Consider the following 23,743-nt stretch of genomic DNA (forward strand, 5'->3'; position numbering starts at 1 on the left):
CAGGACGTGCGAGCACGGGAAAACGGAAATGACGGGCGTCAGAAGTAGACGCTGCCGCTGAGACGCAGCCGGGTGCGGGTGCGCACGGGCACGAAGGTCTCGTCGAAATCGGCGGCGTAGAGCCTTCGACCGAGCAGGTTGGCGGCGCCCAGGGCGACCCGCCAGCGCGGGGTGCGATAGGACAGGGCGAGATCGAACTCGGCCTGCCCGGGTACGCGATACCGGGTGCTGAAGTCCGAACTCTGTCCCAGCGAGCGGCTGCGTGCGTGGACCCCGCCACCGATACCCCAGCCTCGCAGCCATGCTTCCTGGAACCGGTACTCCAGCCACAGGTCCAGGCGCTGTCGCGGCGCGCCGGGGGCCGCGGTGCCGTCACGGTTGGCGATGTGCGCGCGGGTGTAGCCCAGGCTGGCGTCCAGTCCGCTGGCGAGGCGCCCAACCAGCTCCACCTCCGCGCCACGATTGGTCTGACCCGGCCCGAGCGAGGCGAAGCCCGGTTGCTGCACGGACACCAGCAGGTAACTGTGATCGAGCCGGATGCGATAGGCCGCAACAGTCAACCGCGCCCGGTGGTCGAACAGCTCGAATTTGGCCCCGGCCTCGACCTGGCGGGACAGCGCCGGCGGCAACAGGCGGCCGTCGCTACCCAGGTAGGAAAGTGACTGGAATCCACTGGCCATGCTGGCGTAGAGCGTCGTTCCCGGCACGGGCTCGAAGGCCACGCCGGCATCCGGCACCCAACGCGCGCGGCGCAGTCGTACGGTCCGCCCCTGCCCGTCCACGGCGAACACCTCGTAGGCAGATCGCCGGGCGGTGGCGACCAGATTCCAGCGCTCGCCGATCGCCCACTGGTCCTGCACGAACAGGCCGGTGTCGGTCTGCCAGGGCGAACCCGGCTGTGGCTGATCGTCGGCGGGCGTGAGGACGGCCGCGGCCGGGGGCAGCGTGGTGCTCCCGTTGAAGTCGAAGAACGGGTTGCCGCCCAGGCCGATGCGGTCCTCGATGTGGCCGACGTGGGCGCGCGCATAGTCCAGTCCCAGCGTCAACGTGTGCTCGGTCGCTGCGGTGGTGAACGTGCCGATCAGGTCGTTCTGCAACGAAGCGTAGGCGTCGCCGTAGCGGTACTGCTGGGCGATCGCCAGCACCTGACCGCCGGGCTGCGGGTCGGTCAGCGTCCACGCCGATGAAGCGTTGCGTTGCCGCACGTATTGGCCGCGGCTGCGCCAGCTCCAGCGCGCGTCGAGCTGGCGGTCGAACAGGTAGTAGAGACGGCTGGTGCGATAGCTGGCGTAGTCCCCGGGGTAACCCGGAAGCACGCCGTACGGCGAGGCCTGCGACAGGCTCCCGCCAAGCAGCACCAGATGATCCGGCACCGGCAGGCGGTTGGCGATGCGCTGGTAGCCCACCACCAACCGGGTGCGTTCGTCCTGCCAGGCGATCGAGGGAGCGAGGTAGCCGTTGCGGCGGTTGCGATACCCCTGGACCGAATGGTCGGCATAGCCGCCGTACGCGATCAGGCGATAGTCGAATCCGGGATGTCCACGCAGCGGCCCGGTCAGGTCCACGCCGAGGCTGGTCCGGCCGCCGCCGTCGAGCGCGTACTGCAGCATGCGTGCCGGCCGGTCCTGCGGTTGTTTCAGGGTGACGTTGAGCAGACCACCGAAGGTGTTGCCGGTGCTGTCGCCAAGGATCGACTGCGGTCCCTTGAACACCTCCACCCGATCCAGCCCGATCAGCGGCGGCAAGTCACCCGAGCCGGCGATGCTGCTGGGCATGCCGTCGATCAGCCCGTTACCGGTATCGAAACCGCGGATCCGGAACGACGGCAAGCCACCGGCGCCGGCGATCGCCTGCACCCCGGCGACGTTGCGCACCACGTCGGCCACGCTCTGCGCCTGCTGCGCGTCCATCAGGTCGCGGGTGATCACGCTGACCGACTGCGGCACGTCGATCAGCGCCGCGTCGTCACGCGCCGCCGTGCTGGTCAGCATGGCCAGGAAGCCACGATCCCTGGCCACCATTGCGTCGGCCTCCACCGGCGCCAGCTCACGGGTTGGCGGCGATGCGGGCCGCGAAGCGGCGCGAGCGGCCAATGGCGTCACCGCCACGGTGTCCGCACCGCTGAACGAGAAGCCGAGCCCGGTACCCTGCAGCAGATCCGCCAGCGCGACCTCCGACCCGAGGCAACCGCGGACACCCGGCGAGCGCACCCGCGCCACGGCGGCACCGTCGGTGAGCACCTGCAGGTTGGCCTGCCGGCCGAATGCGATGAGCGCCGTGGCCAACGGCTGCGCGGGCACGTCGAAGTGACGGCATGCGGTGGAAGGGACCGCCGCGCAAAGCCGGGGCAGCCCGATCAGCAGGCTGCCCAGCAGCCAGCATGCCCTTGCCCTCCCCATGTGCCCCCGCGCTCCCCGGCGAAAGCCGGCAGTGTGGCATGGGCTGACCGCCCCGGCGACAGATGTCAGCGTGGCCCGCGGTCGCCCCCGGCGCGTTCGAGCACGGTCGAGCCGGCCTGCTGGCGCACTACCACCGGCAACACCTGCGGCAGCGTGCGCAGCCACTCGTCGATGGCATCGATGCGCACGGTGCCGGTGAAGGTCAATGCCTTCAACCGGGCATCGTCGATGCGCAGCGGGGACGGCCGATAACGATTGATGTTGGCCACCACCACCGGCAACGGCTCGTTGTCGAAATCCAGCCGGCCGTCGCGCCAGGTGGCCACCTGGGCCGCATCGATCGCGACCACCCGCATCGCCGGATGCACGGGATCGAAGCGGATGGCCTGGCCGGCGCCGGCCTCCAGGCTGCCCCCATGCCCGTCGGCCACGCGGACCCGACCTTCGGCCACCGCGATGGTCACCCGCTCACCGGTGCGGCGCACGTCGAACGCGGTGCCGATGTCCTGGATCGTCACCGCGCCCGCCCGCACCAGGAACGGTCGATGGGGGTCGTGCACGACGCGGAAGAGTGCCTCGCCGCGCTCCAGCTCGACTGCGCGCCGTCCGTCGTCCAGCCGGGTACGGAGCGCCGTGGCTGCGCCGAGGACGATCTGCGAGCCGTCGGCCAGGCGGATTTCCCGGCGATCGCCGATCCCGCTGGCATAGCGCTGCATGGTGGTGTTGTGGTTCGGCCAGGCGATATAGGCGAGCCCCACCGCCAGCAGGGCGGCCGCGGCAGCCGCCAACGGCAGCCAGCGCGAGCGCACGCGCGCGGGAGCGAACTCAGCCACCAGGCGGGACCGGGTCACTTCGTCGGCTTGCCCGAGTCGCTCGGCCATGTCGCCGATCTGTTCGAAGGCCGGCAGGTGGCGGGCATCCTGGTCGATCCAGGCCAGCCACTCCTCGGTCGTGCGCTCGCCGGCATCGGAGGCGCGCAGGCGCATCCACCAGTCGGCGGCCATGCGCAGGGTCGGTTCGTCGATGGGACGGGGCATCAGGGGTTCTCCGGTTCGTCCATCCGCGCCCGGCAATGGGCGAGGGCACGGGTGACGTGGTAGCGCACCATGCGCTCGGTGATCCGCATGTCGCGGGCGATCGCGCCGACATCGCGGCCGTCGATCATGTGGGCGACAAACGCCCGGGCGGTCTTGGCGGGCAGTTCGCGCAATGCTGCAGCCAGCCGGTGCAGGCGCTCGACGGCATCGGCCGTGCGCTCCGGCACCGGCGCAAGATGCAGTTCCGGCCCCTCCGGCTCGGGCGCATGGCTGGTGCGCACCTGGCGCATCCGCAGCCGGTCCACCGCGAGATTCGAAGCGATCCGGAACAGATACGCCCGCAGCGAATCCACCGCCTCCGGATGTTCCAGGGTGACCAGTCGCACATAGGCTTCCTGCGCCACCTCCTGTGCGTCGGCGAGCGAGTCCAGCCGGGAGCGAAGGAACGCCACGAGGGTGCGGTTGTGCTCGCGGAACAGCTCGGCCACGCGCAGCGCATGCGCCGGATCGGGCGATTCCCGCGTGGTGCCGCGATCGTGATCTGGCGTGTGCATGGGCGGTGTCCGGCGTTGGCCCGGGTGGAGCAGGGGCGTGCCGATGGTAGCCATGGCCGGATCCGGCGGCATGGTTTCCGCCGTTCCGGCATCAGCGAAGGACAGGGCGCTCTCCCGAGGCATGCATGGAGCATCCGTGTGGTGACTGCCTGCATGACGTTCGAGCCGGGCCAAACGGAAATCGACCCTCTGCAAAAGGAAAACCCCGCCTTGCGGCGGGGTTTCCGGGTACTGCGATGGCGAAGCGGACTTAGAAGTCCATGCCGCCCATGCCGCCCATGCCGCCGGCCGGGCCGTGGGCGTGGGCTTCTTCCTTCTTCGGCACTTCGGTCACGGCCGCTTCGGTCGTGATGATCGAGCCGGCCACCGAGGCGGCGAACTGCAGCGCCGAACGGGTCACCTTGGTCGGATCCAGGATGCCGAAGGCGATCATGTCGCCGAACTCGCCAGAGGCGGCGTTGTAGCCGAAGTTGCCCTGGCCTTCCTTCACCTTGTTGAGCACCACGCTCGGCTCTTCGCCGGCGTTGGCCACGATGGCGCGCAGCGGGGCTTCCAGCGCGCGACGGGTGATCGCGATGCCCAGGTCCTGGTCGGCGTTGGCGCCCTTCAGGCCCTCGACCGCCTTCAGCGAGCGGATCAGCGCCACGCCGCCGCCCGGCACCACGCCCTCTTCCACCGCCGCACGGGTCGCGTGCAGGGCGTCTTCGACGCGGGCCTTCTTCTCCTTCATCTCGACCTCGGTGGCGGCACCGACCTTGATGACGGCCACGCCGCCGGCCAGCTTCGCCACGCGCTCCTGCAGCTTCTCGCGGTCGTAGTCGGAGGAGGTCTCCTCGATCTGCGCCTTGATCTGCGCGATGCGCGCCTGGATCTTGTCGGCCTCACCGGCGCCGTCGATGATGGTCGAGTTCTCCTTGGTGATCACGACCTTCTTGGCGCGGCCGAGGTCGGCGATGGTCGCCTTCTCGAGCGACAGGCCGACTTCCTCGGAGATCACCTGGCCGTTGGTCAGGATCGCCATGTCTTCCAGCATCGCCTTGCGACGGTCGCCGAAGCCCGGCGCCTTCACGGCGGCCACCTTCACGATGCCGCGGATGGTGTTGACCACCAGGGTCGCCAGCGCCTCGCCTTCCACTTCCTCGGCGACGATCAGCAGCGGCTTGCCGGCCTTGGCCACGCCCTCGAGGATCGGCAGCAGCTCGCGAACGTTCGAGACCTTCTTGTCGTGCAGCAGGATGAACGGGTCATCCAGCTCGACCTGCTGGCTCTGCTGGTTGTTGATGAAGTACGGCGACAGGTAGCCGCGGTCGAACTGCATGCCCTCGACCACGTCCAGCTCGTTCTCCAGGCCCGAGCCTTCCTCGACGGTGATCACGCCTTCCTTGCCGACCTTCTTCATCGCGGTGGCGATGATCTCGCCGATGGCCGCGTCGGAGTTGGCCGAGATGGTGCCGACCTGGGCGATCGCCTTGTCGTCGGTGGTCGGGTTGGAGAGCTTCTTCAGCTCGCCGACCGCGGCGACCACGGCCTGGTCGATGCCGCGCTTGAGGTCCATCGGGTTCATGCCGGCGGCAACGGCCTTGAGGCCTTCCTGGATGAACGCCTGCGCCAGCACGGTGGCGGTGGTGGTGCCGTCACCGGCCACGTCGGAGGTCTTGGAAGCGGCTTCCTTGACGATCTGCGCGCCGATGTTCTCGTACTTGTCGGCCAGCTCGATCTCCTTGGCCACGGACACGCCGTCCTTGGTCACGGTCGGAGCGCCGAAGCTCTTCTCGAGCACGACGTTGCGGCCCTTCGGGCCGAGGGTGACCTTGACCGCGTTGGCCAGGGTGTTGACACCCTTGAGCATGCGGGCGCGGACGTCTTCGCTGAAGCGGACTTCTTTGGCTGCCATGTGTGTATTCCTCGAAATTCAGTGGGTGTGGCGAGAGATGCGGGAGAGGCCGATCAGCCTTCGATCACCGCGACGATGTCGTCTTCCTTGAGGAAGACCAGCTCTTCGCCGTCGATCTTGATTTCCTGGCCGGCGTACTTGCCGAACAGGACGATGTCGCCTTCCTTCAGGCTCATCGGGCGGACGTTGCCGTCCTCGAGGATGCGGCCGGTACCGGCGGCGATCACCTTGCCGCGGGTCGGCTTCTCGGTGGCGCTATCGGGGATCACGATACCGCCGGCGGAGACGCGCTCCTCTTCCAGGCGCTTGACGATGACGCGATCGTGCAGCGGACGCAGTTTGCTCATGGGTGGCTCCAGCTCACTTGGATGGTTGAGGAAAAAGGCCCGGTCCGACGCTGTTGTTAGCACTCGGTACCGATGAGTGCCAATTCTAGCGATGCATGAACCCCATGCAAGGCCCGGGCGGCTCGCTGCCAAGTTGGGACGTAACCCCGCCATCTCAAGGGGCGAACACGCCAGTGACGCCTGCTAGGCTCCATTTTCCGTTTTCGCCCCCACCTGCCATGCCTGACGATGTCCTGGTCTGCCTGAGCACCTGTCCCGCCGCCGAAGCCGCCCGGGCGCTGGCCGAGACGCTGGTGGCCGAGGGTCTGGCGGCCTGCGTGAACCAGCTGCCCGGGGTGATCTCCACCTATGCCTGGCAGGGCCGCCTGCACTCCGATCCGGAGGTGCTGCTGGTCATCAAGACCACCGCCGGCCGGTTCGAAGCACTGCGGGAACGACTGGTCGCCCTGCATCCGTACGAGGTACCCGAACTGGTCGCCCTGCCGGTGGTCGACGGACACGCGCCCTATCTGGACTGGGTGCGCGCCCACGCCGCGGTCGAGGGCGACGGCCACGCCACCTCCCCTGCCCCATAATCCCCGTTCGCTCTCCCCGCGAACCGAAACGCTGGAAACGTGATGCGATTGATCAACCCGGGGCGGCTCGTCGCCCGCCTCCTTCTCGCTGCGCTGTCACTGTCGGCCGGCCCCGCGATGGCCCAGGACACCTCCAGCCTGCTGCCGGTCACCGAGGCCTACAAGCTCAGCGCCGACGCCAGCCAGCCCGGCGTACTCAAGCTGCACTGGGACATTGCCCAGGACTACTACCTCTATCGCGGGCGGATGAAGTTCACCGCCGGCGAAGGCATCACCCTCGGCACCGCGCAGTTGCCCGATGGCGACAAGCACCACGACGAATACCTCGGCGACGTCGAGACCTATCACCACGGCATCGATGCCCGCCTGCCCTACACCGCCGCCGCGGGCGCCACGAGGCTGCAGGTGGCGGTGCAGTTCCAGGGCTGCCATGAGGTCGACCCGAAGATCTGCTACCCGCCGCATACCGAGAAGCTCGACCTGCCGCTGCCGGCGGCAGCCGCCGGCGCCACCAGCCCGACTGGCTTCGGCGCCACCCTCGGCAAGCTGGGCGCGGCCGGTGCCCTGGGTGCGCCGGGCACGCCGCTGCCACCGGAGCAGGCCTTTCGCCTCGATGCCGTGGCGACGGCCCCGGACCGGCTGCTGCTGCGCTGGTCCATGCCGCACGGCTATTACCTGTATCGCGACAAGACCGAACTCTCCACACCCGGTGCCAGCGGCCTGAAGCTGCAGCCCGTCTGGCCGGCCGGCACGCACCACCAGGACGATTACCAGGGCGAGACGGTCATCTACTACGACGAGGTGGAAGTCCCGGTCGGCATCGCCGGCGACCTCGGCGGCCGCCATCAACTCAGCGTGCAGGCGCGCTTCCAGGGCTGCCAGGACGGTGGCATCTGCTACCCGGTCATGACCCGCACACTGCAGGTGTCGCTGCCCGCCGCCGGCGCCGGCCAGGCATCGGCATCTACCGAAGCGACTGGCGGCGATACCGCCTCCTCCGCCCCGCACGATGGGCTGCTGCTCGCCCTGCTGCTCGCCCTAGGCGGCGGCCTGGTGCTGAACCTGATGCCGTGCGTGCTGCCGGTACTGTCGATCAAGGCGGTGAGCCTGCTGGAGAGCGGCGAAAGCCCCGCCCGCGCCCGCCGCCACGCGCTGACCTACACCGCCGGCGTGATGAGCAGCTTCGCCGTGCTCGGCGTGGCGATCGTCGGCCTGCGCGCCGCCGGCCACGCGCTGGGCTGGGGCGCCCAGCTGCAGCAGCCGCTGGTGGTGGCCCTGCTGGCCTGCGTGATGTTCGCGGTCGGCCTGTCGATGTCCGGCGTGGTGCAGTTCGGCGCTTCGCTGGGCAACACCGGCGCCGGACTGGCCAGCCGCTCCGGCCCGGCCGGCGACTTCTTCACCGGCGTGCTCGCCGTGGTGGTCGCCAGCCCGTGCACCGCGCCGTTCATGGGCAGCGCGCTGGCGTACGCCTTCGCCGCACCGATCGCTGCCGCGCTGGCGGTGTTCCTGATGCTCGGCGTGGGCCTGGCGCTGCCGTTCCTGCTGGTGGGTTTCGTGCCGTCGCTGGCTCGCCGCCTGCCGCGCCCGGGCCGCTGGATGGAGACGCTCAAGCAGGTGCTGGCGTTCCCGATGTACCTCACCGCGGCGTGGCTGGCCTGGGTGCTGGCGCACCAGCGCGGGGCCGACGCGATCGGCCTGTTGCTGGTGGCGATGGTGTTGCTGGCCATGGCGCTTTGGTGGTTCGAGCGCAGCCGTGGCGGCCGCCCGGCCAGCCGCCTGTGGGTGCTGGCTCTGCTCGCGCTGACCGTGGTGCCGCTTTATTACCTCACCCGCGTGCCGCCGCCGTCGGTCAGACCCGCGGCCGCCGAGGGCGTGGTCGCCTACTCGCCGGCGAAGCTGGCCGAACTGCGTGCCGCCGGCACCCCGGTGTTCGTCGACATGACCGCCGACTGGTGCGTCACCTGCAAGGCGAACGAACACACCGTGCTCGACACCGACCGTTTCCGTGCCCTGCTCGAGCGTACCGGCGCGGTCTACATGAAGGGCGACTGGACCGACGTGAACCCGACCATCGCCGCCTTCCTGCGGCGCTACCACTCGCCCGGCGTGCCGCTGTACGTGGTGTTTCCGAAGGGCGGCGGCGAGGGCAAGGTGCTGCCCACCGTGCTCACCCGCGGACTGGTCGAGCAGGCCCTGACCGAGGCCAGCCGCTGATGTTCAATCGCCAGACCTGGACGGTGCTGTTGATCGCCACGCTGTTCGCCGCCGCTGGCGGCTGGCTGCAGCACCGCAGCCAGCTGGCCCGCGTGCCGGCCGGCGTGCACGTGACGACCATCGGCAACATCGCTCCCGACCTTGCCCTGATGGGCAGCGACGGCCGCCAGCACCGGTTGTCGGACTACCGTGGCAAGCGCGTGCTGCTGAACTTCTGGGCGAGCTGGTGCGGCCCCTGCCTGGAAGAGATGCCGGCGCTGGCGCGGGCTGCCCGGCAACATGCCGGCACCGCGACGGTGGTCGGCATTGCCATGGACGACCCGGCCCGAGCCCGCGCCTTCCTCGCCGCTCACCCGGTGGATTACCCGGTCCTGCTGGGCGAGCTGGCCTCGCCCAGCACCTCGCTGCGTTTCGGCGACACGGCACAGGTGCTGCCGTACAGCGCCCTGCTGGACGCGGACGGGCGCCTGCTCGCCATACGCCGCGGTCCGCTCGACGCCGCCACGCTGGCGCGCTGGCTCGGCGGCGGTCCGGTGGACTGAACTCGACTGGCCACATACGTCCGCGCACGGTTTAACGCGGACTTCTCCGTCAAACATCGCCGATCTGCGCCGAACTGGACAACTCGGATCGGTGCGATCACACTGCGGCGCTTCCGGACCCGTTCCGACCTTGGCGAAGGCAGCCGCATGGCGAAGATCCTGGCCCTGCACGGCCCCAACCTGAACCTGCTGGGTGTGCGCGAGCCGGACATCTACGGCCGCGAGACGCTGGCGGACATCAACGCCAGCCTGGCCGAGCAGGCACAGGCGGCCGGCCACGAGCTGAGCTGGTACCAGTCCAACGCCGAGCACGAGCTGATCGGCCGCGTCCACCAGGCACGCGACGACCAGACCGCGCTGATCCTTTGCAACGCCGGCGCATTCACCCATACCAGCATCGCCCTGCGCGACGCGTTCGCTGCCGTGGCGATCCCCTTCATCGAGGTGCACCTGTCCAACGTGCACGCCCGCGAACCGTTCCGCCATCACTCCTACCTGGCGGACATCGCCGTCGGCGTGGTCAGCGGCTTCGGCAGCGACAGCTACCGGCTGGCGCTGGATGCCGCGGTACGCCGGCTGGCCCGACCCGAGGCCGACACGCCGCGCTGAGCGCGGCGGTTCGGATTCCGATTTTCCTTTCCAGCCGCCCGCGGGCGGTAACCCTGCAAAAAGGTTTGCCTTATGGACCTGCGCAAGATCAAGAAGCTCATCGACCTGCTCGAGGAGTCCAACCTCGCCGAACTGGAAATCAAGGAGGGCGAGGAAGTCGTCCGCCTGTCGCGCGTGCCCAAGGGCGGCATCACCGTGGCCGCCCCGGCACCGGCGGCAATGCCGGTCGCGGCGCCTGCTCCGGCGGCCCCGGTCGCCGCCCCGGCGGCCGACGCGGCGCCTGCCGCCGACGCGCTGCCGGCCGGCCATGTGGTCAAGGCCCCGATGGTCGGCACCTTCTACGCCTCCTCCACCCCGGGCGCCCCGGCATTCGTGAAGGTCGGCCAGCAGGTCAAGCAGGGCGAGACGATCGGCATCATCGAGGCGATGAAGATGTTCAACCAGATCGAAGCCGACGTCGGCGGCACGGTGCAGGCCATCCTGGTCGAGAACGGCCAGCCGGTGGAATTCGACCAGCCGATGTTCGTCATCGCCTGATCCGGCAGGACATATTCCGATGCTAGAAAAAGTCGTCATTGCCAACCGCGGCGAGATCGCGCTGCGCGTGCTGCGCGCCTGCCACAGCCTTGGCATCAAGACGGTCGCGGTGCACTCCACCGCCGACCGAAACCTCAAGCACGTGGGCCTGGCCGACGAGGCGATCTGCATCGGTCCGGCGCCATCGACCGACAGCTACCTCAACATCCCGCGCATCATCGCCGCGGCGGAGATCACCGACGCCCAGGCGATCCATCCGGGCTACGGCTTCCTCTCCGAGCGCGCCGACTTCGCCGAGCAGGTGGAGCAGTCCGGCTTCATCTTCATTGGCCCGACCGCCGACGTGATCCGCCTGATGGGCGACAAGGTCGAGGCGATCAAGGCGATGAAGGCGGCCGGCGTGCCCTGCGTGCCGGGCTCCGGCGGCCCGCTGGGCGAAGACAATGAAGAGAACATGCGCATCGCGCGCGAGATCGGCTACCCGGTGATCATCAAGGCCGCCGGCGGCGGCGGCGGTCGCGGCATGCGCGTGGTGCGCACCGAGGCGCACCTGGGCAATGCCATCACCATGACCAAGCAGGAGGCCAAGGCGGCCTTCGGCAACGACATGGTGTACATGGAGAAATTCCTGGAGAACCCGCGCCACGTGGAGATCCAGGTGCTGGCCGACGGCCAGGGCAACGCGATCCACCTGGGCGAGCGCGACTGCTCGATGCAGCGCCGCCACCAGAAGGTGGTGGAAGAAGCCCCGGCGCCGGGCATCACCCCGGAACTGCGCGCCCAGATCGGCAAGGTCTGCGTCGATGCCTGCATCCGCATCGGCTACCGCGGCGCCGGCACGTTCGAGTTCCTGTTCGAGAACGGCCGCTTCTACTTCATCGAGATGAACACCCGCATCCAGGTCGAGCATCCGGTGACCGAGCTGATCACCGGCGTCGACCTGGTGCGCGAGCAGCTGCTGATCGCCGGCGGCGAGAAGCTGTCGATCCGGCAGGAAGACATCAAGATCACCGGCCACGCGATCGAGTGCCGCATCAACGCCGAGGACCCGGACAACTTCATGCCCTCGCCCGGCACGGTGAAGCGCTTCGAGGCTCCGGGCGGTCCGGGCGTGCGCGTGGATACCCACCTGTACGACGGCTACCGCATCCCGCCGAACTACGACTCGATGATCGGCAAGCTGATCGTGCACGGGCGTGATCGCGCCACCGCCATCGCGCGCATGCGCCTGGCGCTGGCCGAGACGGTGATCGAAGGGGTGAAGTGCAACATCCCGCTGCAGCAGCGCATCATGGCCGACGTCGGCTTCCAGCAGGGCGGGCAGAACATCCACTACCTGGAAAAGCGCATGGCCGAGCAGAAGGGCCATCCGTCCGGCGACCACTGACCCCGCTGCGGATATCGAAAGCCCTTGAGGCAGGTGCGATCGCCCTGCCTCTTTTTCTTCCCAGCCGACGCGCACCTCTCTCACTACTCACTTCTCTTCGCTCACTTCCCTCCTCATGCCCTTCCTCGAACTCTCCCTCACCGTCCGCGCCGAACAGCAGCCCCAGGCCGAGGAGGCACTGGAGGAACTCGGCGCGCTGTCCATCACCCTGCGCGATGCCGACGCGGAAACCCCGGACGAGCAGGCGATCTTCGAACCGGGCGTGGGCGAGCTGCCGCTGTGGCCGACGATCACCCTCAACGCCCTGTTCGAGGCCGATACCGACCGCCGCGGCCTGGGCGAAGCGGTGGCCGAACTGCTGCCCTGGGTCGAGCCGGACCAGCTTGCCTTCACCGACGTCGAAGACCAGGACTGGGAGCGCGCGTGGATGGATCAGTTCCAGCCGATGGCCTTCGGCCGGCGACTGTGGATCTATCCGTGGAACATCGAACCGCCGACCGACGACGCCCTCGTGGTGGTCCGGCTCGACCCGGGCCTGGCGTTCGGCAGCGGCACCCACCCCACCACGGCGCTGTGCCTGGAGTGGCTGGACTCGCTCGACCTCGCCGGCAGGACGGTGACCGACTACGGCTGCGGCTCGGGCATCCTCGCCATCGCCGCGCTCAAGCTCGGGGCGGCCAGCGCGGTGGGCGTGGACAACGACCCGCAGGCGCTGACCGCCTCGCTCGACAACGCCGAGCGCAACGGCGTGGCGGATCGCCTCAGCGTATGCCTGCCGGAGGATTTCCACGCGCCGCCGGCCGACGTGTTCGTCGCCAACATCCTGGCCGGCCCGCTGGGGGAGCTGGCACCGACCTTCGCCGCGGCGGCGAAGCCGGGCGCGCCGTTCGCGATCTCCGGCATCCTGGACGGCCAGCAGGACGAACTGCTCGCGCGCTACGCCGAATGGTTCGACGAACTGCGCGTGGACCGGCGCGAGGACTGGGTCCGCATCAGCGGACGCCGCCGCTGAGCCGCGCGTTCTGCGCAATGCCCCGATGATTTGTCGCCGCCGCTGCACTAGGCTGGCGGCACTTCGCCGCGCCGGTCCGCATGTACACCCAGTGCCCTGACTGCCTCACCGTCTTTTCGCTCGACGCCGATGCCCTGATGCCGGCGGGTGGGCACGTGCAATGCGGACATTGCCAGACGGTGTTCGATGCGCTCGCCTGCATCGCCAGCCAGCTGCCGCCCGAACCCTTCCAGCACCTGGCGCCGCCGGCCGTGTCCGGTCCTCCGCCGCAGCTGGAGCTGGCCGTGTATCGGCCGCGCCCCGAGCCGGAAGCCGTGGTGGGGGCGAACGGACTGCCCGTCGCCTGGCAGGACCAGGACATCGCCCCGCGTTTCGCCCGGCGGCGTCGGCGCAGCGGATCGGACGACGGCCTGGGCGAGCGTCGCTGGCCCTGGGTAACAGTATGTCTGTTGCTGACGCTGCTGCTCGGCGCCCAGGTCGCATGGGCCCAGCGCAACACCCTGTTGTCGGACCCGGTGACCGGTCCCTGGCTGCGGCAGGCATGCACCGTCCTCGGTTGCCGGCTGCCGCTGGTACGCAGCGTGCGGCAGATGCATCTGGTCGCCCGTGACGTGGAGGCGCATCCCAGCGTGAAGGGCGCGCTGATGATCAGCGCCACGTTCCGCAACGATGCCCCGTTCGCCCAACCCTATCCGATCATCACCCTTGTGCTGTCCGACCCGCAGGGGCACCACGTGGCGATGCGCCGCCTGCGCCCGTCCGAGTACCTGGACGACAGCGAGAGCCTGCGCGCCGGCATGGCGCCCGGCGCAACCACCGCCGTCGTGCTGGAGGTCGAGGATCCCGGCCGCAGGGCCGTGGCGTTCGAGTTCGGCTTCGAATAGTCAAGGGCGTCACGCACTTAATTTTGCACCCCGGCGCGAGTACACTCGGTGCCTTCGCGCAGCAGGTCGTTCGACATCGGCTGCCTGCCGCTTCCGCGGCAACCACCAATCAGATCGAGGCGACGGCCGATGCAGCCGTCGCCCTAGGACGTGAGGGATATGCCTTTGAATGCCGTGAGACTGCCTGTCCCCGAGGCCGGCCGGGATGCCTCGTCGCAGAGCGCGCTGAGCGAGTGTGTCGCGCGCACCGTGCGCCGCTACCTCGCCGACATCGGTGACACGGAATGCAGTGAGGGGCTGCACGCGCTGGTGATCCACGAGGTCGAGGGGCCGCTCCTGCGCGAGGTGATGGCGTTCCACGAGGGCAACCAGAGCCGCGCGGCCACCGCGCTGGGCATCAACCGCGCCACGCTGCGCAAGAAGCTGGCCCAGCACGGCCTGCTCTGACCTTCGGCAAGCCGCCGCACGATGATCGGGGCCCTGCGGGGCCCTTTTCGTTTGGCCGTCCATACCGCCGGGCGACCGCTGCCGCCCGAGCGGAATCGGCCGACGTGCCTGGGCTATAATCGCCGGCTCCCGAAGCCCTGGAAGCCGCCATGCCCGCCCCCGCCGTCACGCCCGTCCGCCGCGCCCTGCTCAGCGTCTCCGACAAGACCGGGCTGCTCGATCTGGGCAAGCGCCTCGCCGCTGCCGGCGTGCAGTTGCTCTCCACCGGCGGCACCGCGAAGGCCCTGCGCGAGGCCGGCATCGCGGTGACCGACGTCAGCGAGGTCACCGGCTTTCCGGAAATCATGGACGGCCGCGTCAAGACGCTGCACCCGAAGGTGCACGGCGCCCTGCTCGGCCGCCGCGGTACCGACGACGCAGTGATGGCCGAGCTCGGCATCGCGCCGATCGACCTGCTGGTGCTGAACCTGTACCCGTTCGAGGCCACCGTGGCCAAGCCGGACTGCACGCTGGAAGACGCGATCGAGAACATCGACATCGGCGGCCCGGCGATGCTGCGCTCGGCGGCGAAGAACTGGAACGACGTCGGCGTACTCACCGACCCGGCGCAGTACGCCGAGGCGATCGCCGAGATCGAGCAGCATGGTGGCCTGACCCGCGCCACCCGCTTCAAGCTCTCCGTCGCAGCATTCAACAACGTGGCCAACTACGACGGCGCGATCAGCGACTACCTCTCCGGCCTCAAGCTCGACGAAGCGCATGAGGCGATCGCCGGCCACGAGGCGTTCCCGGCACAGAGCAACTCCCGCTTCGTCAAGGTGATGGACCTGCGCTACGGCGAGAACCCGCACCAGAGCGCCGCGTTCTACCGCGACCTGTATCCGCATGCCGGCACGCTGGCCACGTTCCGGCAGCTGCAGGGCAAGGAGCTGTCGTTCAACAACATCGCCGACGCCGACGCCGCGTGGGAATGCGTGCGCAGCTTCGTCAAGCCGGCCTGCGTGATCGTCAAGCATGCCAACCCCTGCGGCGTGGCGGTGAGCCTGGACGGCATCGGCGCGGCCTACGACCTGGCCTACCAGACCGACCCGACCTCGGCCTTCGGCGGCATCATCGCCTTCAACCGCGAGTGCGACGGCGCCACCGCGCAGGCGATCGTGGCCCGCCAGTTCGTCGAAGTGGTGCTCGCGCCGTCCTACAGCGACGACGCGCTCAAGGCCTTCGCCAAGAAGGGCAACGTGCGCGTGCTGGAAATCCCGGTACCAGCCGGCACCGACCTGGTCGCCGCGCACCCGGGCAACAACGTCAAGCGCGTCGGCTCGGGCCTGCTGATCCAGACCGCCGATACCGGCATGGTGAAGGCCGAAGATCTCAAGGTCGTCACCAAGGTCGCGCCGACGCCGCAGCAGATCGACGACCTGATCTTCGCCTGGAAGGTGGCCAAGTTCGTCAAGTCCAACGCCATCGTCTACGCGAAGAACCGCCAGACCATCGGCATCGGCGCCGGCCAGATGAGCCGCGTGTACAGCGCCAAGATCGCCGGCATCAAGGCGGCCGACGAAGGGCTGGAAGTGCGCGGTTCGGTGATGGCGTCGGACGCGTTCTTCCCGTTCCGCGACGGCATCGATGCCGCCGCTGCCGCCGGCATCAGCGCGGTGATCCAGCCGGGCGGCTCGATGCGCGACGCCGAGGTCATCGCCGCCGCCGACGAGCACGGCATGGCGATGGTGTTCACCGGCATGCGCCACTTCCGCCACTGAGCCATCCGGGCGTACAAAGCGCGCCATGCATCCGCTCGACCGGCCGATCTGGTCCAGCCTGGCGACAGCGCACAAAGCGCTGTCGCTGGGCGACGAGCGGGCGCGGCGCTACCTCCCCGAGGTGAACCTGTTTGCCTCGGCGTGCGATGACAGTGACGAGGCGCTGGCCGGGCTGGCCGGGCTGATCGACGTCGGAGAGCAGGTCTACCAGCTGCAGGTGCCGCCGATTGCGGTACCGCCGGGCCTTGCCGCCGTGAAGCAGGCCTGGGGCGTGCAGATGGTGGCGCTTCAGCCGCTGGCCGGCGATGCGGACGAGAGCGACATTGCAGTGCTGGGCGACGACGACGCGGCCGAGATGCTGGCGCTGGCGCAGCTCACCCGGCCCGGCCCGTTCCTCGCACACACCCATCGCATGGGGCGCTTCGTCGGCATCCGCATCGACGGCCGCCTCGCGGCGATGGCCGGCGAGCGCTTCCGTTTCCCCGGCTGGACCGAAGTCAGCGGTGTCTGCACCCATCCGGACTTCCAAGGGCGAGGCCTGGCGCGACGATTGTCCCGGCACGTCGCCGCCCACATCGCCGCACGCGGCGACACCGCTTTCCTGCATGCCTGGCGCGACAACACGGCGGCGATACGTCTGTACGAGCAACTCGGCTTCGTGTGGCGCACGGACGTGCATGTCACCGTGCTGGCGCGCGCCTGACGCCGGCGCGAACACGCCGGCTTCAGCCGGTAGCCGCTAGCTTCGTCGCCATCCCCTGCGAGGACGCACGCCATGCGCTACCAGCTCTACTACTGGACCGGCATCCAGGGCCGAGGTGAATTCGTGCGACTGGCCCTGGAGGATGCCGGCGCGAGCTATGTCGACATGGCGCGCATCGAAGGCGACGACGTCATGCAGCCCTTTCTGGACGGCAGGGCGGCCGGCGCGAGGCCGTTCGCGCCACCGTTCCTCAAGGCCGGGCGGCAGGTCATCGCGCAGGTGGCGAACATCCTGCATGTCCTCGGTCCGCCACTGGCGTTGGTGCCGAAGGCGGAATCGCGGCGCACGCACGCGTTGCAGTGGCAGCTGACCATCGCCGACGCGGTCGCCGAGATCCACGACAACCACCACCCGCTGGCCGGCTCGCTGTACTACGAGGAGCAGCGCGACGCGGCGATCCGGCGCGCCGAAGTGTTCCGCCGGGAGCGGCTGCCGCGCTTCCTCGGCTACTTCGAGCAGGCACTGGAAGCCGCCGGCGGACGGCACGCACTGGGCCGCCACTCCCATGTCGACCTGTCGCTGTTCCAGCTGGTGCGTGGACTCGAGTACGCCTATCCGAAGGCGATGCGCCGCCAGGCACGCCGGATGCCTCGCCTGCGCGCCCTGGCGGACCGGATAGAGCAGCGTCCGAACATCGCCGCCTATATCGCGTCGCCGCGTCGCATCGCATTCAATACGCAGGGCATCTTTCGCCACTACCCGGAGCTGGATGGCTGAGGAAGCGAAGGCCCCGTAGGAGCCCGCTCGCGGGCGATGCCCTTTCTCTTCCCTTTTCTTCGATGGGGATCAGGAGCAGGAGCATCGCCCGCGAGCGGGCTCCTACGGTGGGATGCCTAGAACAGGGCGATCACCATGGCGCCCGCCACGATCAGGGTACCGCCGACGAGCAGCGGCAGGCTCGGCTTCTCGCCCAGGAACACCAGCCCCAGCACGATGGCGATCGCCACGCTGAGCTTGTCGATCGGCGCCACCTTGCTCACCGGGCCGAGCTGCAGCGCGCGGTAGTAGCACAGCCAGCTCAGGCCGGTGGCGACGCCGGACAGCACCAGGAACAGCCAGCTGTGCCAGGGCAGTCCGGAGGGCTTCGCCCATTCCCCGCGCAGGCTGAGGATGGCGGCCGTCACGCCGAGGATCACCACCGTGCGGATGAAAGTGGCGAGGTTGGAGTTGATGCCGGCCACGCCCAGCTTGCCGAAGATCGCGGTAAGCGCGGCGAAGCACGCCGAGCCCAGCGCGAAGAGCAGCCAGCTGTCGCGCAGCGGCATCGCGAAAGGCTCAGTGCGAGCCGCCGTCGCCGCTGTCGTCGCCGGAGCCCGCCGGCGGCGGCGCTTTGCCCCACTCCAGGATCTTGTACATCACCGGACCCACCGGCTTCTGGCCGTGCTCGTCGACCCAGCGCCCGTTCGGATCGACCATGTAGGTCTGCTCGATCCCGTTCTTCGGCGTCACCACCACCATGTACAGGCGGCCGCTGCGACGGTACTCCTGCACCGTCTTGTCCCCGTCGCGATGCACGCTGACCTCGGGAATCGCCTCCGTCGGACGGTTGTCGCCCGGTGCCCGCGGCAGCGGGATCGGCTTGCCGGGCAGATGGGTCGGGGTGAGCTCGGCGGGCGTCGATTCCGGCGCCGGCGCGGTCTTCGCCGGAGCGGGGGCGGTGGCCGTGTTCACGCCGGGATCGTTGAGGCCCGGCGGCGGCAGGGCCGGCAGGTCGGGCTTGGACGGAACATCCTGCGCATGCACCTGCGCAGCGAGCAGCAGGGTGGCGAGAGCCAGGGGAAGGCGGGCGGACATGGCGCGTAACCTCACGCAGGGGACAGGTCCGCAGCATAGCAGCGGCCACCCCGCGCAAATGCTGAAGGCATGTCGCAGCGGTCGCCTGCGCAAGCCCATGCGAGAATGCCGCGCATGGCCAAGCTCATCCTGATCGACGGTTCCTCCTACCTCTACCGCGCCTTCCACGCGCTGCCGCCGCTGACCAACGCGCAGGGCGAGCCCACCGGCGCGCTGTTCGGCGTGGTCAACATGCTGCGCGCCACGCTGAAGGCGAATCCGGATTACCTCGCGTTTGTCAGCGACGCCCCCGGCAAGACCTTCCGCGACGACATGTACGACCAGTACAAGGCCAACCGACCGCCGATGCCGGACGATCTCCGCGCCCAGGTCGAGCCGATGCTGGCGATCGTCGCGGCACTGGGCTTTCCGATCCTGCGCGTGCCGGGCGTGGAAGCCGACGACGTGATCGGCACGCTGGCGCGGCAGGCCGAGGCGGCCGGCATCGAGGTGGAGGTCTCCACCAGCGACAAGGACATGGCGCAGCTGGTCAGCCCGCACATCACGCTGGTCAACACCATGACCGGCACGGTGATGGATGCCGACGCCGTGAAGGACAAGTTCGGCGTGCCGCCCGAGCGCATCATCGACTTCCTCGCGCTCACCGGCGACACCGTGGACAACGTGCCCGGTGTGCCCAAGTGTGGCCCGAAGACCGCCGCCAAGTGGCTGGCCGAATACGACTCGCTGGACGGCGTGATCGCGCACGCCGACAAGGTCGGCGGCAAGATCGGCGAGAGCCTGCGTGCCGCGCTGCCGCAGCTTCCGCTGTCACGCGACCTGGTCACCATCAAGACCGACGTCGCGCTTGAGCAGGGCCCGACCGACCTGGCCCGCCGCGACGCCGACGTGGCGACGCTGCGCGAGCTCTACACCCGCTACGAGTTCAAGCAGGCGCTGAAGGAACTGGACGGTGGCGCGGACACCGGGCCGACGCCCGCAGCGGCCCCGGCATCGGCGCCTGCACCGGCGGCAGACGACACTCCGGCCACCGAACTGGCGGCCCGGGGCGAGTACGAACTGGTCACCACCCCGGCCCGGCTCGACGCCTGGCTGGCGAAACTGGAGACCGCCGAGCTGATCGCCTTCGACACCGAAACGACCAGCCTGGACGCGATGCAGGCGGAGATCGTCGGCGCCTCGTTCGCGGTCGAGACCGGCCACGCCTGCTATATCCCGCTGGCGCACGACTACCCCGGCGCTCCCACCCAGCTGGATCGCGCGGCCACGCTGGCCGCGCTCAAGCCGATCCTGGAGAACCCCGCGCGTCCCAAGCTCGGCCAGCACGCCAAGTACGACATCAACGTGCTCAGCCAGTACGGCATCACCGTGCAGGGGGTGAAGCACGACACCATGCTCGAGTCCTTCGTGTGGAACGCCACGGCCACGCGGCACGACATGGATTCGCTGGCGAGCAGGTACCTCGGCTACGAGACGATCAAGTACGAGCAGGTGGCCGGCAAGGGCGCCAGGCAGATTTCCTTCTCGCAGGTCGACCTGGAGACCGCCCGCGACTACGCCGCCGAGGACGCCGACATCACCCTGCGCCTGCACCACGCGCTGTGGCCGAAGCTGCAGGGCGAACCGGCGCTGCGCAAGGTCTACGAGGAGATCGAGATCCCGCTGGTGCCGGTGCTGGCGCGAATGGAACAGCGCGGCGTGCTGATCGACGTGGACGAGCTGCGCAAGCAGAGCCAGCAGCTCGGCAAGCGCATGCACGAGATCCAGCAGCAGGCCTACGCCGAGGCCGGACGCGACTTCAACCTCGATTCGCCCAAGCAGCTGCAGGCGATCCTGTTCGACGAGCTGGGTCTGGCGGCCCGGGTGAAAACGCCCAAGGGCCAGCCCTCGACCAACGAGGAAGCGCTGGAGGCGATCGCCGACGATCACCCGCTGCCGCGGCTGATCCTCGACTACCGCGGCCTGGCCAAGCTGCGCTCGACCTATACCGACAAGCTCTCCGGCATGGTCAACCCGCGCACCGGCCGCGTGCACACCAGCTACCACCAGGGCGGCGCGGCGACCGGGCGCATCTCCTCCTCCGACCCCAACCTGCAGAACATCCCGGTGCGCACCGAGGAGGGCCGGCGCATCCGCCAGGCCTTCATCGCTCCCGAGGGCTGGCGGGTGATGGCGGCCGACTACTCGCAGATCGAGCTGCGCATCATGGCCCACCTGTCCGGCGACGAGGGTCTGCTCAAGGCCTTCCACGAGGGCGGCGACGTGCACCGCGCCACCGCGGCGGAGGTGTTCGGCGTCGCGCCGGAAGAAGTGAGCTCCAACCAGCGCCGCGCCGCCAAGGCGATCAACTTCGGCCTGATGTACGGCATGAGCGCCTTCGGCTTGGCCAAACAGCTCGGGGTGGACCGCGGCGAAGCCAGCGACTACATGGCGCGCTACTTCGCCCGCTACCCCGGCGTGCACGCCTTCATGGAAGCCACCCGCGCCCAGGCGCACCGCGACGGCTACGTGCAGACCATCTTCGGCCGCCGGCTGTACCTGGAGAACCTCGCCGCCCGCAACCAGGCGCTGCGCCAGGGCGCCGAGCGCGCCGCGGTGAATGCGCCGATGCAGGGCAGCGCGGCCGACATCATCAAGCGCGCGATGATTGCCGTCGACGGCTGGCTGGCCGGCCGCGACGATGCCCGCATGCTGATGCAGGTGCACGATGAACTGGTGTTCGAGGTCCGCGCGGACGCGGTCGAGGCGGTGCGCGAGGGCGTGGTCGCACGGATGAGCGGCGCGGCCGAACTGAAGGTGCCGCTGCTGGTCGATGTGGGCGTCGGCGCCAACTGGGACGAGGCGCACTGAACCCGCGCGGTTGTTGGATTTTCGTCAAATGAATCGGCGCTAAATCTTTCCCGGAAGCGAGGGCAACTTTTCCCGGCTTCGGACGATCTATCCCATCGGATGCACGCAACGGCATCCATGGGTTCAACCCCTCCCTGGAGAACCCATCCGATACGCGCCTTCCCCTGGGCCTCCGTATCGCGGCGATACCGGTCTTCCCCTGGGCCGCTTCGCCAAACCCGGCCCCGAAGGCACCCCCTGGCCTTCGGGGCTTTTTTTCGCCCGCCGTACATGAACGAAGCGGGCGACGTGCACCCGGCCTGCACGCGCCGACCCCGTATGATCGGCGCACCCAAACAGGAGGATCACCCATGCGTGCAGGTCTCATCATCGTCGGCATCGTGCTGTTGGCCGCAGGTATCTGGGTCACCGTCGGCAACGGCAGCTACAAAAAGACCGATACCGTGGCCAAGCTCGGACCGGCCGAGATCACCGCCACCCACGACCAGGCCATCCCGCAGTGGGTGGGCATCGCCGGCATCGTGATCGGCGGCGTACTGGCCATCGGCGGCTTCGTCAGCAAGCGCTGAGGCCTCATCCGCGAGGACATCCGGCCGTTGCCCGCAGGGGCGGCGGCCTTCTTTTACCCGGAGCAATCGCCTCGGCGCCGCTACAATGGTGCGGATGGATGTCTCGCACCTGATCGATTCGCTCAACGACGCGCAGCGCGAAGCCGTCTGCGCCCCGCCCGGCCACTACCTCGTGCTGGCCGGCGCCGGCTCCGGCAAGACCCGCGTGCTTACCCACCGCATCGGCTGGCTGTGCGAGGTGGAACAGGTACCGCCGTGGGCGATCCTCGCCGTCACCTTCACCAACAAGGCCGCCGGCGAGATGCGCGCGCGCCTCGGTGCGCTGATCCCGCAGAGCACGCAGGGCCTCACCGTCGGCACCTTCCACGGCATCGCCCACCGGCTGCTGCGCCGGCACTGGGCCGAGGCCGGCCTGCCGGAAGGTTTCCAGATCCTCGATTCGGACGACCAGCAGCGGCTGGTCAAACGCGTGGTCGCCGGACTGGGACTGGACGACGCGAAGTTCCCGCCGCGCCAGGCCTGCTGGCAGATCAACAGCTGGAAGGACGAGGGCAAGCGCCCGGAGAACATCGAGCACCACGACCACCCGGTCACCCGCACCTTCGTGCAGATCTACCAGGCCTACGAGGACGCCTGCCGCCGCGCCGGCCTGGTCGATTTCGCCGAGCTGCTGCTGCGCGCGCACGAGCTGTGGCTGAAGAATCCCGCCGTGCTGGAGCACTACCAGCATCGCTGGCGCTACCTGCTGATCGACGAGTTCCAGGACACCAACACCCTGCAGTACGCGTGGATCCGCGTACTCGCGGGCGCGACCGGGCAGGTGTTCGTGGTCGGCGACGACGACCAGGCGATCTACGGCTGGCGTGGCGCCAAGGTCGAGAACGTGCAGCAGTTCCTGAAGGATTTCCCCGGCGCACGCACGATCAAGCTGGAGCAGAACTACCGCTCCACCGCGACCATCCTGAAGGCCGCCAACGCGGTGATCGCGCGCAACGGCGGTCGCCTCGGCAAGCAGCTGTGGACCGACGGCGACGCCGGCGAGCGCATCGCGCTGTATGCCGCCTACAACGAGCAGGACGAAGCGCGCTTCGTGGTCGAGCGCATCCGCGAATACATCGACGAGCACGGCGACGCCAAGGACTGCGCGATTCTCTACCGCTCCAACGCGCAGTCGCGCAACTTCGAGGAACAGCTGTCCCAGCGCAACATTCCCTACCGCGTCTACGGCGGCCTGCGCTTCTTCGAGCGCGCGGAAATCAAGGACGCGCTGGCCTACCTGCGGCTGACCGCCAACCGCCACGACGACGCCGCCTTCGAGCGCGCAGTGAACACGCCGCCGCGCGGCATCGGCGACCGCACGCTGGACGTGTTGCGCCGGCGCGCGCGCACCGACAACACCTCGATGTGGGAAGCCGCGCTGACCGAGCTGTCCGGCGCCAGCGAGCTGGCCGGCCGCGCGAAGAACGCGGTGAAGGCCTTCCTCGCGCTGATCGACCAGATGGCGCGCGACTTCAACCCCGCCTTGTCGGACTCCCTCTCCCCCGGCGAGGCCGGGGGAGAGGGGCGGGG

The 23,743-nt window shown here is 69.2% G+C and carries 22 protein-coding genes; 15 read left to right on the forward strand and 7 right to left on the reverse strand.

The genetic code is table 11. The features are described from left to right. Window positions 1–38: 38 nt before the first annotated feature. From C693_RS0112400 to groES, 5 genes are all read right to left on the reverse strand, one after another. Window positions 39–2,399 (reverse strand): TonB-dependent siderophore receptor, encoded by a 2,361-nt coding sequence (locus C693_RS0112400; RefSeq protein ID WP_017462600.1) that lies wholly within the window; start codon window positions 2,397–2,399, stop codon window positions 39–41. Window positions 2,400–2,464: 65 nt separating this feature from the next. After that, the gene (locus tag C693_RS0112405) at window positions 2,465–3,436 is read right to left on the reverse strand and encodes a FecR family protein (RefSeq protein ID WP_017462601.1); all 972 of its coding nucleotides are present in this window, start codon (window positions 3,434–3,436) and stop codon (window positions 2,465–2,467) included. Beyond that, a complete protein-coding gene (locus C693_RS0112410) occupies window positions 3,436–3,990 on the reverse strand; it encodes an RNA polymerase sigma factor (RefSeq protein WP_026107388.1) in 555 nt (184 codons plus the stop codon). The genes C693_RS0112405 and C693_RS0112410 overlap by 1 nt, the downstream gene beginning before the upstream one ends. Before the next feature lie 250 nt (window positions 3,991–4,240). Continuing rightward, the gene (groL, locus tag C693_RS0112415) at window positions 4,241–5,884 is read right to left on the reverse strand and encodes a chaperonin GroEL (protein WP_017462603.1); all 1,644 of its coding nucleotides are present in this window, start codon (window positions 5,882–5,884) and stop codon (window positions 4,241–4,243) included. Between the two features lie 53 nt (window positions 5,885–5,937). After that, complete coding sequence (gene groES / locus C693_RS0112420) at window positions 5,938–6,231, reverse strand: co-chaperone GroES (protein ID WP_017462604.1); 294 nt, start codon at window positions 6,229–6,231, stop codon at window positions 5,938–5,940. A 218-nt stretch (window positions 6,232–6,449) separates the two neighbouring features. On the opposite strand from groES, the gene cutA reads away from it, so the two are divergent. The 12 genes from cutA (at window position 6,450) to C693_RS0112480 (ending at window position 17,678) form a co-directional block, all read left to right on the forward strand. Then, window positions 6,450–6,806 (forward strand): divalent-cation tolerance protein CutA, encoded by a 357-nt coding sequence (gene cutA / locus C693_RS21750; protein WP_017462605.1) that lies wholly within the window; start codon window positions 6,450–6,452, stop codon window positions 6,804–6,806. Between the two features lie 42 nt (window positions 6,807–6,848). Beyond that, window positions 6,849–9,020: a protein-disulfide reductase DsbD family protein gene (locus tag C693_RS0112430; protein WP_017462606.1), complete on the forward strand. Its 2,172-nt coding sequence runs from the start codon at window positions 6,849–6,851 to the stop codon at window positions 9,018–9,020. Next, the gene (locus tag C693_RS0112435) at window positions 9,020–9,562 is read left to right on the forward strand and encodes a TlpA family protein disulfide reductase (RefSeq protein ID WP_017462607.1); all 543 of its coding nucleotides are present in this window, start codon (window positions 9,020–9,022) and stop codon (window positions 9,560–9,562) included. Before C693_RS0112430 ends, C693_RS0112435 begins: the two co-directional genes overlap by 1 nt. A 147-nt stretch (window positions 9,563–9,709) precedes the next feature. After that, entirely contained in the window at window positions 9,710–10,171 is a 462-nt protein-coding gene (aroQ, locus tag C693_RS0112440; RefSeq protein WP_017462608.1) for a type II 3-dehydroquinate dehydratase, read from the forward strand. A 72-nt stretch (window positions 10,172–10,243) separates the two neighbouring features. Next, window positions 10,244–10,708: an acetyl-CoA carboxylase biotin carboxyl carrier protein gene (accB, locus tag C693_RS0112445; RefSeq protein WP_017462609.1), complete on the forward strand. Its 465-nt coding sequence runs from the start codon at window positions 10,244–10,246 to the stop codon at window positions 10,706–10,708. Window positions 10,709–10,727: 19 nt separating this feature from the next. After that, a complete protein-coding gene (gene accC, locus C693_RS0112450; protein ID WP_017462610.1) occupies window positions 10,728–12,095 on the forward strand; it encodes an acetyl-CoA carboxylase biotin carboxylase subunit in 1,368 nt (455 codons plus the stop codon). Window positions 12,096–12,210: 115 nt separating this feature from the next. Then, complete coding sequence (prmA, locus tag C693_RS0112455; RefSeq protein ID WP_017462611.1) at window positions 12,211–13,107, forward strand: 50S ribosomal protein L11 methyltransferase; 897 nt, start codon at window positions 12,211–12,213, stop codon at window positions 13,105–13,107. A gap of 80 nt (window positions 13,108–13,187) precedes the next feature. Further along, a complete protein-coding gene (locus C693_RS0112460) occupies window positions 13,188–13,991 on the forward strand; it encodes a zinc-ribbon and DUF3426 domain-containing protein (RefSeq protein WP_026107389.1) in 804 nt (267 codons plus the stop codon). 159 nt (window positions 13,992–14,150) lie between these two features. Next, window positions 14,151–14,438, forward strand: coding sequence for a helix-turn-helix domain-containing protein (locus C693_RS0112465; RefSeq protein WP_052329393.1), 288 nt, complete (start codon window positions 14,151–14,153; stop codon window positions 14,436–14,438). A 149-nt stretch (window positions 14,439–14,587) separates the two neighbouring features. Further along, window positions 14,588–16,198, forward strand: a complete 1,611-nt coding sequence (gene purH / locus C693_RS0112470) for a bifunctional phosphoribosylaminoimidazolecarboxamide formyltransferase/IMP cyclohydrolase (protein WP_017462613.1) — start codon at window positions 14,588–14,590, stop codon at window positions 16,196–16,198. 25 nt (window positions 16,199–16,223) lie between these two features. Beyond that, window positions 16,224–16,901, forward strand: coding sequence for a GNAT family N-acetyltransferase (locus C693_RS0112475; protein ID WP_017462614.1), 678 nt, complete (start codon window positions 16,224–16,226; stop codon window positions 16,899–16,901). Between the two features lie 72 nt (window positions 16,902–16,973). Next, window positions 16,974–17,678: a glutathione S-transferase gene (locus tag C693_RS0112480; protein WP_017462615.1), complete on the forward strand. Its 705-nt coding sequence runs from the start codon at window positions 16,974–16,976 to the stop codon at window positions 17,676–17,678. Between the two features lie 116 nt (window positions 17,679–17,794). Here the strand turns inward: C693_RS0112480 and C693_RS0112485 are convergent, their stop codons facing one another. Continuing rightward, the gene (locus C693_RS0112485; protein ID WP_017462616.1) at window positions 17,795–18,226 is read right to left on the reverse strand and encodes an EamA family transporter; all 432 of its coding nucleotides are present in this window, start codon (window positions 18,224–18,226) and stop codon (window positions 17,795–17,797) included. Between the two features lie 10 nt (window positions 18,227–18,236). Next, on the reverse strand, window positions 18,237–18,755 hold the full coding sequence (locus tag C693_RS0112490) for a DUF2782 domain-containing protein (protein WP_017462617.1): 519 nt from the start codon (window positions 18,753–18,755) through the stop codon (window positions 18,237–18,239). A 114-nt stretch (window positions 18,756–18,869) separates the two neighbouring features. On the opposite strand from C693_RS0112490, the gene polA reads away from it, so the two are divergent. The 3 genes from polA to C693_RS0112505 all read left to right on the forward strand — a co-directional run. Then, window positions 18,870–21,605 (forward strand): DNA polymerase I, encoded by a 2,736-nt coding sequence (gene polA, locus C693_RS0112495; protein WP_017462618.1) that lies wholly within the window; start codon window positions 18,870–18,872, stop codon window positions 21,603–21,605. Window positions 21,606–21,955: 350 nt separating this feature from the next. After that, window positions 21,956–22,174 (forward strand): hypothetical protein, encoded by a 219-nt coding sequence (locus C693_RS0112500; protein WP_017462619.1) that lies wholly within the window; start codon window positions 21,956–21,958, stop codon window positions 22,172–22,174. A gap of 94 nt (window positions 22,175–22,268) precedes the next feature. Beyond that, window positions 22,269–23,743, forward strand: a 1,475-nt coding sequence (locus C693_RS0112505; protein WP_017462620.1) for a UvrD-helicase domain-containing protein, incomplete at its 3' end; no start/stop codon positions are given.

The organism is Dyella ginsengisoli LA-4 (genome assembly GCF_000334915.1).
Taxonomy (GTDB): domain Bacteria; phylum Pseudomonadota; class Gammaproteobacteria; order Xanthomonadales; family Rhodanobacteraceae; genus Dyella_A; species Dyella_A ginsengisoli_A.